Origin of the sequence: Neobacillus terrae, assembly GCF_011393025.1 — a bacterium.
Lineage (GTDB): Bacteria > Bacillota > Bacilli > Bacillales > Cytobacillaceae > Neobacillus_A > Neobacillus_A terrae.
Genome location: NZ_JAAOEO010000013.1, coordinates 116,253 through 124,258 on the forward strand (window position 1 = coordinate 116,253; position 8,006 = coordinate 124,258).

At 34.9% G+C, this 8,006-nt stretch carries 7 protein-coding genes and 1 pseudogene; 1 reads left to right on the plus strand and 7 read right to left on the minus strand.

What is annotated here, in order from left to right; translation table 11 throughout:
• Positions 1-314 precede the first annotated feature (314 nt).
• The 3 genes from G8761_RS17870 to G8761_RS17880 form a co-directional block, all read right to left on the minus strand.
• A complete protein-coding gene (locus G8761_RS17870) occupies positions 315-1,268 on the minus strand; it encodes a restriction endonuclease (protein WP_166029136.1) in 954 nt (317 codons plus the stop codon).
• A 42-nt stretch (positions 1,269-1,310) separates the two neighbouring features.
• On the minus strand, positions 1,311-2,360 hold the full coding sequence (locus G8761_RS17875) for a CHAT domain-containing protein (RefSeq protein ID WP_207789264.1): 1,050 nt from the start codon (positions 2,358-2,360) through the stop codon (positions 1,311-1,313).
• Between the two features lie 212 nt (positions 2,361-2,572).
• The gene (locus tag G8761_RS17880; protein ID WP_166029138.1) at positions 2,573-2,950 is read right to left on the minus strand and encodes an isochorismatase family protein; all 378 of its coding nucleotides are present in this window, start codon (positions 2,948-2,950) and stop codon (positions 2,573-2,575) included.
• 600 nt (positions 2,951-3,550) lie between these two features.
• Here G8761_RS17880 and G8761_RS17885 point away from each other — a divergent pair.
• A pseudogene (locus G8761_RS17885) lies at positions 3,551-4,786 on the plus strand (IS110 family RNA-guided transposase).
• A 227-nt stretch (positions 4,787-5,013) separates the two neighbouring features.
• On the opposite strand, the gene G8761_RS17890 reads toward G8761_RS17885, so the two are convergent.
• The 4 genes from G8761_RS17890 to G8761_RS17905 form a co-directional block, all read right to left on the minus strand.
• Positions 5,014-5,505 (minus strand): DinB family protein, encoded by a 492-nt coding sequence (locus tag G8761_RS17890; protein ID WP_166029140.1) that lies wholly within the window; start codon positions 5,503-5,505, stop codon positions 5,014-5,016.
• Positions 5,506-5,833: 328 nt separating this feature from the next.
• Positions 5,834-6,793: a DUF4179 domain-containing protein gene (locus G8761_RS17895; RefSeq protein ID WP_166029142.1), complete on the minus strand. Its 960-nt coding sequence runs from the start codon at positions 6,791-6,793 to the stop codon at positions 5,834-5,836.
• Positions 6,790-7,344, minus strand: coding sequence for a sigma-70 family RNA polymerase sigma factor (locus G8761_RS17900; RefSeq protein ID WP_166029144.1), 555 nt, complete (start codon positions 7,342-7,344; stop codon positions 6,790-6,792). Before G8761_RS17900 ends, G8761_RS17895 begins: the two co-directional genes overlap by 4 nt.
• A gap of 219 nt (positions 7,345-7,563) precedes the next feature.
• Positions 7,564-7,860, minus strand: coding sequence for a MafI2 family immunity protein (locus tag G8761_RS17905; RefSeq protein ID WP_166029146.1), 297 nt, complete (start codon positions 7,858-7,860; stop codon positions 7,564-7,566).
• Positions 7,861-8,006: the final 146 nt, after the last annotated feature.

The following is an 8,006-nucleotide window of genomic DNA, read 5'->3' on the forward strand; positions in this document are numbered from 1 at the left end:
TTCATTTTTTATGAATTTCTTTATTGATACTTGCCGCTTCTAATATTTCTGTTCCTCAGCATGTTATAATAGTCAAATCTAATTGGTATGCAAAGCCTTGAACTATTCAACTGAATAATTCTGAAAGGACCTTCATTAATGATGTCTCTAGAGTAGTACACTTTTCCCAAGCTATGTGCTACTAATCTATTCTTATCAATAGCTATATCAGTAGAAGGTGGTTTGATCCTTTAAACCATTTTTGATTGCTAGAAGAAGAACGTTTAACTAAATGAATAGGTTCATTCTTAAACAGCGTGCAATCTGTAACTTTTCTACACTGGGACATGTAATGGTTCTTTATTAATTACCGCTGCTTGTATTTTTCTTTTTAAATAGTCATTTAAGTCTCCGTCCTGATTAAGAACTATATATAATTCCTCAAGACTCATAAGAATAATTAATGCCTGAGAAAGCGATTCTTTACAAACTGTTATAGCAGGCTCTGTGAAAGGAGACATAGAAATAAATATACCGCAGGCATGTCCACGATTAAAAATCCGAACTAAGTGATGAGAAACTTCACCTACTCCAATCGGCTTATCCCACCATTTCATTTCTACTAAAAATATCTTATTCTCTACCTCTATTACACCATCAATCTGTTCAATGATACCTTCACCGTCAGAACCTTTTAAAATAAATGATTCCCTAATAAGCACTCCATAATTTTTAAAAAGCCTATTTAGTACATCCTCTAAAAGTTTTCCTCTTTTTTGTGGATTGTTTACGCTGAATAATGTATTAAAGTCTTGTATAATTATCTCTCTTTCTTTACGGAGGTTTTGCGCTTCCTCGATTTTCTTTTGATACTCAATACGGTTCTTTTCAGCTTCCTTTTCACGAGCCATATTCATTCTAGTAAATGAGTCCTTGGTATTCACTACTTTATGAATTTCCGCTACCAATCCTCTAGCCTTTAGTTGATCATCCGGCCAACAGGATGCGAAACTCTCGAACTCTACGACCCTTTTCAATATTTCACGTCTCACACCTAATGTTTTTTCACCAGATTCATTAATCCTTGTTAAAACAGTTCTAACTATTTCATATTTAGAAATACTTTGGCGATTTAATCTTACTTTATCCTCCATATCCTTTGTATATTGGGAAGGCACTCCAGCTCCCTTAAAGAAGAGTATTACATTATCTTTTGATTTAAATAGTAAGGGAATTGTATCAACTAATAGATTAAATAGATCAGGTGGATAATGATAAATTATATTCATTCCTATCGCTCCACTTAAATTTTTTTAGACTCCAGCCTTTTCTTAGGGTTTAACGATTATCAGGTCTTCTGCATTTAAACCATCTTTCACAAATAATTCCGGAGTGTCTTTCTCTAATATACCTTCAAGCATTAAAGCAGCTTTTCCTTGCTCAAACGATTTCTTTACTGAAAGACCAAAACCAATTGCAGAATAAAACTGTGCTGCAAAAACTCTCGCTGCATCATCACCTATTGATGTAGTCATTCCTATTGCAGCATCCACATGCTTTGTTACCGCCTGTGCTTGTCCATAAGAAAAGCAGGTATTAAAAAATATAAGCTTAATACTATCTGATGAACTCATAATGGTTTGGACTATCGCTTCTTTGGAAACCAATTTAGCATTTCCCTGATTATCTTGAAAAACAATTTCATCATTTTCAGACCCATGCCCACTAAAATGAATAATGGTAGGTTCTTCTTCATTAATGGCTTGTAATAAGTCTAATGACCTCGTTGCCCACCGAGTTCTAAATGTTACCGAATCCCTGTGTTCAGATTTTCTTATCATTTCTTGAATCTCTCTAGCCTCTTCGTCCAATCTTAATGGTGGTGCATCTAAAGGATTAGATGCCATAAATAGGACAGTAATTTTTTCAGGAAGATTTTTCAATTCTTCAACAGCCCTAATCGTTTGTTGATGCATTTTACTGTGCTTTTCTAGCATTCCACTAACCTCCTTCATACGCTTCTCATTTTCGATAATCCTTTTCTTTTCAACCGCATCTCTTTTCTTTTGTTCATTATCATTTTCGCGATTCAGTTTCTTTTCTTCAGCCATGATTTCAGCTTCTTTCTTCGCTATTTTTCGATCGATATCAACGATTTTCTTATTTATTGTGGCCAATGCGCTTTCCGCTCGTTCTATCTCTCTATATTTAGATTGTATTGTTGTTATTGATTTTGTTCGCTGTATAGCTTTTTTTGCCGATAATATTTTATTTGTTTGTGTTGGAATTTTCTTTGTTTCATTGGCTCTATCTGACTGTAATTTTGATAACTCCTTCTTTTTTCTTACAATGTTACCTCTATAGGAATCTATTAGTGTCAACTAATTCTCCCCTTTTCTTCTCAATTTTTATTATTTTAATTACGAAATTATCATCCCCTAATATTATACAGAATATTTAAAAATAATCCACTTCAAGGAACAAATGTTCTAATTTTAAATTTAGCTATGTTAAAGGTTAATGTTGGTTTTTGAAATTAGAAAAGGGAACTCAATAATTTTATAGAGTTCCCTCGTTCTATTAAAGCTCTCATTTAACTAAATACTACTTCTTCGGATGGGTAAACGTCTGCAAACCATCTTAAAACTCCATTATGATGGTTAATAATTTGTTGAGCAGAAATTTCACTTGAGTTCCATGTACTGTGAGCATCTGAAATTAAAGTTACTTTATACCCCAAACTAAAAGCCCTGCGACAAGTGGTGTCAACACACGCTTCTGTTTGAATTCCTGCAATATGAATATGTTTTATACCCTTCTTACTCAATTCTTCTTCTAATGTGGTATTCAAAAATGAGTCTGGAGTTGTCTTGTGGATTATTGTATCACTTTGATGAGGTGCACTTTCAGTGTTAATTTCCCAGCCTTCCTTTCCAAATTCTAAAGCTTTTCCTGCTGGGGCGTTTATCAAATAGCCTTTAAAAAAGGAAGAAAATCTACTTTATAAATCTTTTAGGATGTTTATAGTTCGTCCAGTAAATTCTTCAAAGGATATTTAATTGCACTTCTCTCTTTTTATAGTTGCTTCGGCTATGTTACATAATCCCTGATGGATTGTACTTACTGTCTCATATTTACAAGTCACCTCTCAACGGTTTTTAGGATGCATTTATGAGTATAAGTAATGACCAAACTAAATAACTCTATTTTATCGAGAAGTGAATTCATGTTTAATACTTTTGAGTTATGACACTTTTTTGTTTCAACGAAATTAAAAAAGCTGATTGAGATCAGCTTCATTTTTTCTTTAACTCAAGCCCCCGTTCGTATTATAAGGTTAGCCAGATATTTCTGGTTGACCTTTTTTTATATGGTTTTATCATAACGGTAGCCGGGGTAGAACGTAAGCCCCCGTGGGACTTAGATCCCGTCAACTAAACAGTTCACCCCCTACTTGCTTAAACATGATTTGGCTGGTTGGGACTCTGATCTCGTATAACAAGCGAAGCTATGACACTGCAAGGAGGATCTAGGGGTACCGGTTAATTTGTTCTAGAGGAGGAGAGTTAAAATGAATCCAGTCATAGGTCTGGATATTGCAAAAGGTGAAAGTCAGGTTCAAGCTTTCTTGGATAAGAAAAAACCACACAAAAGTAGTTTTAAAGTATCTCATACTCTTGAAGGTTTAGAGATGTTGTATCAGTATCTTAGAGAAATAGAAGCACTCACAGGTATTCGTCCTCCGATTGTTTTGGAGGCAACCGGGCATTATCATACGCCAGTTGTTCAGTTTTTCGAGGAAAGAGGATATTTGCTTATTATCATTAATCCCCTGGTTTCTTACCGAGCCAAAAGCTCTTCCTTACGTAAAGTAAAAACTGATGTGGTCGATGCAAGACATCTCTGCGAGCTGTACTACAAAGAAGAACTGGAGCCTTATAAAAAGCGTGGAATACAACTGTTAAACTTACGCAACCTTACCAGGCAGCACGAAAATATAACAGTTATGTATGTCCAGACGAAACTTCAATTTCAGGCAGTGCTCGATCAAGTATTTCCAGAGTATCATGGGGTTTTCGGTGACTTATATTCCGTTGTTTCTTTATTAACCCTATTGGAATTTCCCACTTCTAATGATGTTCTGGGGGTTAGTGAAGAGGCTCTAGCCGATAAAATTAATGAGCTATGTAAAAGCCGTTCAAGCAGCTAGGCTAAGACAAAGTCAAAGCAATTAATAGCTGCAGCAATGAAAAATCCATTCCAAACAAACTTGTATCAAAGCCATATTCTCACCTTAGAAATGTATATAAAAATGCTTTTAGAATACCAAAAGCATATATCAAAGCTGGAGAAAGAGATAGATGCCTCGGCTAAAGAACTGGTAGAATATAAGATTATCCAATCAATCCCCGGTATTGGCGAAAAGATTGCGGCAACAATCATTTCGGAAATTGGGGAAATTGATCGGTTTAATCACCCTAAAAAACTAGTCGCATTTGCCGGAATTGATCCGAGTATCTTTGAATCAGGCAGATTCAAAGGGACAGTAAACCGGATAACGAAAAGAGGCTCCAGCAGGCTCCGACATGCGTTATACATGGCGGTAAAGTGTGCCATTCGGGATGCCCGAAAAAAGAAAACGACTAAAGATATTATTCCTCGTAACAAGAAATTACGAGAGTTCTATGAAAAAAAACGTGCAGAAGGAAAATTATATAAAGTAGCCATAATAGCCTGTGCAAATAAGCTTCTTCACTGGATTTATGCACTTTTAAAAAGCAATACCACTTTCCAAGATATAGCTTGAAATGTAAAGCTAACTAAATAACTCAAAACCTTCCAATTTCAGTATGAAGGAAGGTTATTTAGCATGCTTATTTTTAGTATAACATGGCCTAATTTCTATTTTTATTGAAAAATCTTGACAAACTATTAGCTGGTTTAGCTGAATAAGAAAAAAGATGCTGCCTCTGCAACACCTTTAATTAACAGAAGCCCTCTATAGTGGAATAACTGTAAAGCTAATAAAGCTTTTTAAAAGCTGCGTTTCCCTGCCCAAGCTCCTTGCATTTTACTTAGGAATACAATTTGCCCAATATGATATGCGTCATGCATTGCTAAACTCTTCAGTTCTAGCACTAATGATCTTTCTCCGGGGATTTGTCTATACAAATCTTCATGTTCTGATTTTGCTAGTATTTTTTCAAGTTCCCCATGAACATAAAAGTATTCTTGTTTTGTTTCCTTCCAATTTTGAAACGTCTCAGTTGGTAATCGAAATGTAGATTCATTATCTTCTGCCTGGGGTTCATTCGCTGTTTCACCAAGAAATCGCATCAGAAGTCTCTTTTCATAGAAAAGTAAATGACAAACTAATTCCCAAATGGAATTCATTTCCCCCTTAACTGGCTTCCAAATTGCCTGTTCAAGAGTAATATCCTCTAGCACTTTTTCAAGTGGTGGAAACCAATCTTCTTCATCTAAGCAGCTTGCCCATTGCCGTAACAAAAGTGTCTTTACATCCATTTTCTATTCCCTCCATTTTTTATCCCTTTAATAGATAATCCCTTTGGTAAAAACTGCATTTGCGACATGTTGTTCTGGCACAATTTACAATTTCGAGATGAACCATCTGATTACCTCCCTTACTCCACAATCTGGTCCGATTACCGAATTAGAGCTAAAGACCATTCTTCCACTAAACTGTCGCGTTAGCTGAATAAGAAAAAAGATGCTGCCGCAGCAACACCATTACTAACATAAGCCCCCGTTAGCTTAAGTACATTATTTCACAAACTATGTTTAGAGACTTTTGAATTAAAAGTATAAATGGTGCCTTTTTTGATTTTTTAAATCATTTGTTTGATACAGGTATTTTCTGATTCTCAATTGTAATAGATGCTACATTTTTGAGGTCAATAACTTTCCTATTTGCTCTTGATCCTGTTGAAAATACTACCCGATTATTGTCTGCCATGTAAGCATATAAATTTACAGTCGTTCCATCTTTATAAGTCACAAATGTATTGTTGCTCCAGCTATCCCAGTCTTCCCATGAATCTCGATTAATGCTATCAATGGATGATAAAGTGTGGAAATTTATTCTTAGTCCTAGTGGATCCAAGCTTACTTTATCAAACTTTACATTTGCCCCATTGTGTAAAGAGAAGTTATTATTAGCAACTATCTCAAGAGTTTTTACTTGCGCAGGAACTTTAAACTTGACCGACCAATTTCCATTGTATGTTTTTCCATTATCAGTAGTGACAGAGTGAATAGAGTAAGTCATTGTTTGACTTTGCTCTCCATTTATATCCGCCATATATGTAATTGTTTTAGTGGTAGGATCATAGTCAAGATTATCCCATCCAAAATTTGCGTGGAGTTTTGTCGTTTTACTTAATCGGTCGTCTGTTTTATCTGTTAATGTGAAGAATATCATTACATCACCAGAGGGATTGTGAATAACCGATAATATTCTAAGTTGAATTCCTTCATGTTCAACTTCATTATTCAAAACAGTACCATATTGAATTATATATGACGTTCCCCCTTCACCAAAAATCCCATGATAAATGGCTGTCAATTTATCTGAATTTGCATAAACTAACCCTGCTGAAAATAGTAAACTAGCTACCATTGCCGCAGCAATTAGGGGTCTCTTTTTAGTATGTTTCTTTTTTATCTGACATGTTTTCTCTATAAAACGGTTCATAATATTTTTATCGTTTTGCTCTGAATATGAAGGAGCATATTTAAGTAGTTCATCGATTTGGGTTTCACTCAAATCTGAAATCAATTGATTTGTTTTCAAACCGTACCTCCTTGGTCAGCTAGCAACCTTTTTAGTCTTAATTTCCCTTGGTATAGCCTGTTTTCAACTTCTTTTACATTGATAGAAGAAATTTTTTTTGCGATCGCAGCTGGTTTTTCCGCAAGAAAATAGCGACGTATCATAATTTCTTTATCAGGCTCATCAAATGATTTAATGGCTATATAAAGTTGTTCACATGTTTCTTTGTTCAAAACATAGTCTAGCAAATCACCATTTGAGGCATGATTGGCATCGTTCAGTTCAACGGCTTTCATTTTTGTCAATTGTCGGTATTTATCTAAGGCTTTATTTCTTGCAATCGTAGCTAAGAAAGTTTTCAAAGTTCCTTTTTTAGGATTAAATGATTTTGGGCTCTCCCATAGCTTGATATAAACATCACAGATACATTCCTCAATATCCTGTTGTGTACCCACCTCATTCAAAATCCCACCAATGATAACCCATAAAAGTTTATTATATTTGCTCATGATTAATGGAAAATCGTTTATTTCATGAGCTTTTAACCTTTTTGATAATATCTCATCATCCAAGTTAGCATCACCCCACCTGTTTTCTATTTATAAACGTTTACATCATATAATACGAATAAACTCAAAAAAACACTTAAAAATATGTCGATGGACATAAAATAATCTATCAAAAAAGTCCGTTAGTGGAACAAGAAAAAAAGACCGCTGCAACGATCCTCCTCTTTAACTCTTGCCCCCGTTAGTGTAAGTACATTGTTTCACAATCTTCATTTTGAAGATTTAACCTTGTTCCCATCTTAGGAAAGCCCAAAATTGCAACATTTCCATTTTTAAAGGAAACGCATGATTTATATATTCCTCTTCAAAGTCTTTGATTATTGGAAAATCAGCAATTACCTCCACACAGGCGATGCTTAATATTTCTATTTCTTCCTCAGTTGGTTCACCGTCGAAATAACCCTTCCAATAAAACGTTCTATTTTCTAATTTTACTGTTAGCCCTCTTAATTTGAATGGTATTGCACCTAACAAAGACTTTTGGCAACTTAAAATAAGTTCATTATTTGTTGGTTTCATTTTTCCCTCTCAGACATTAAGTGTTACTATTAATTCTACATTTTTTAATCGAATACCTTCTTGTGCTAACCTGCCCCTTTAGCACAAAAAGAAAAGGAGCTGCCGCCGCAACCCCATCTTGAACTCAAGCCCCAGTTAGTTTAATA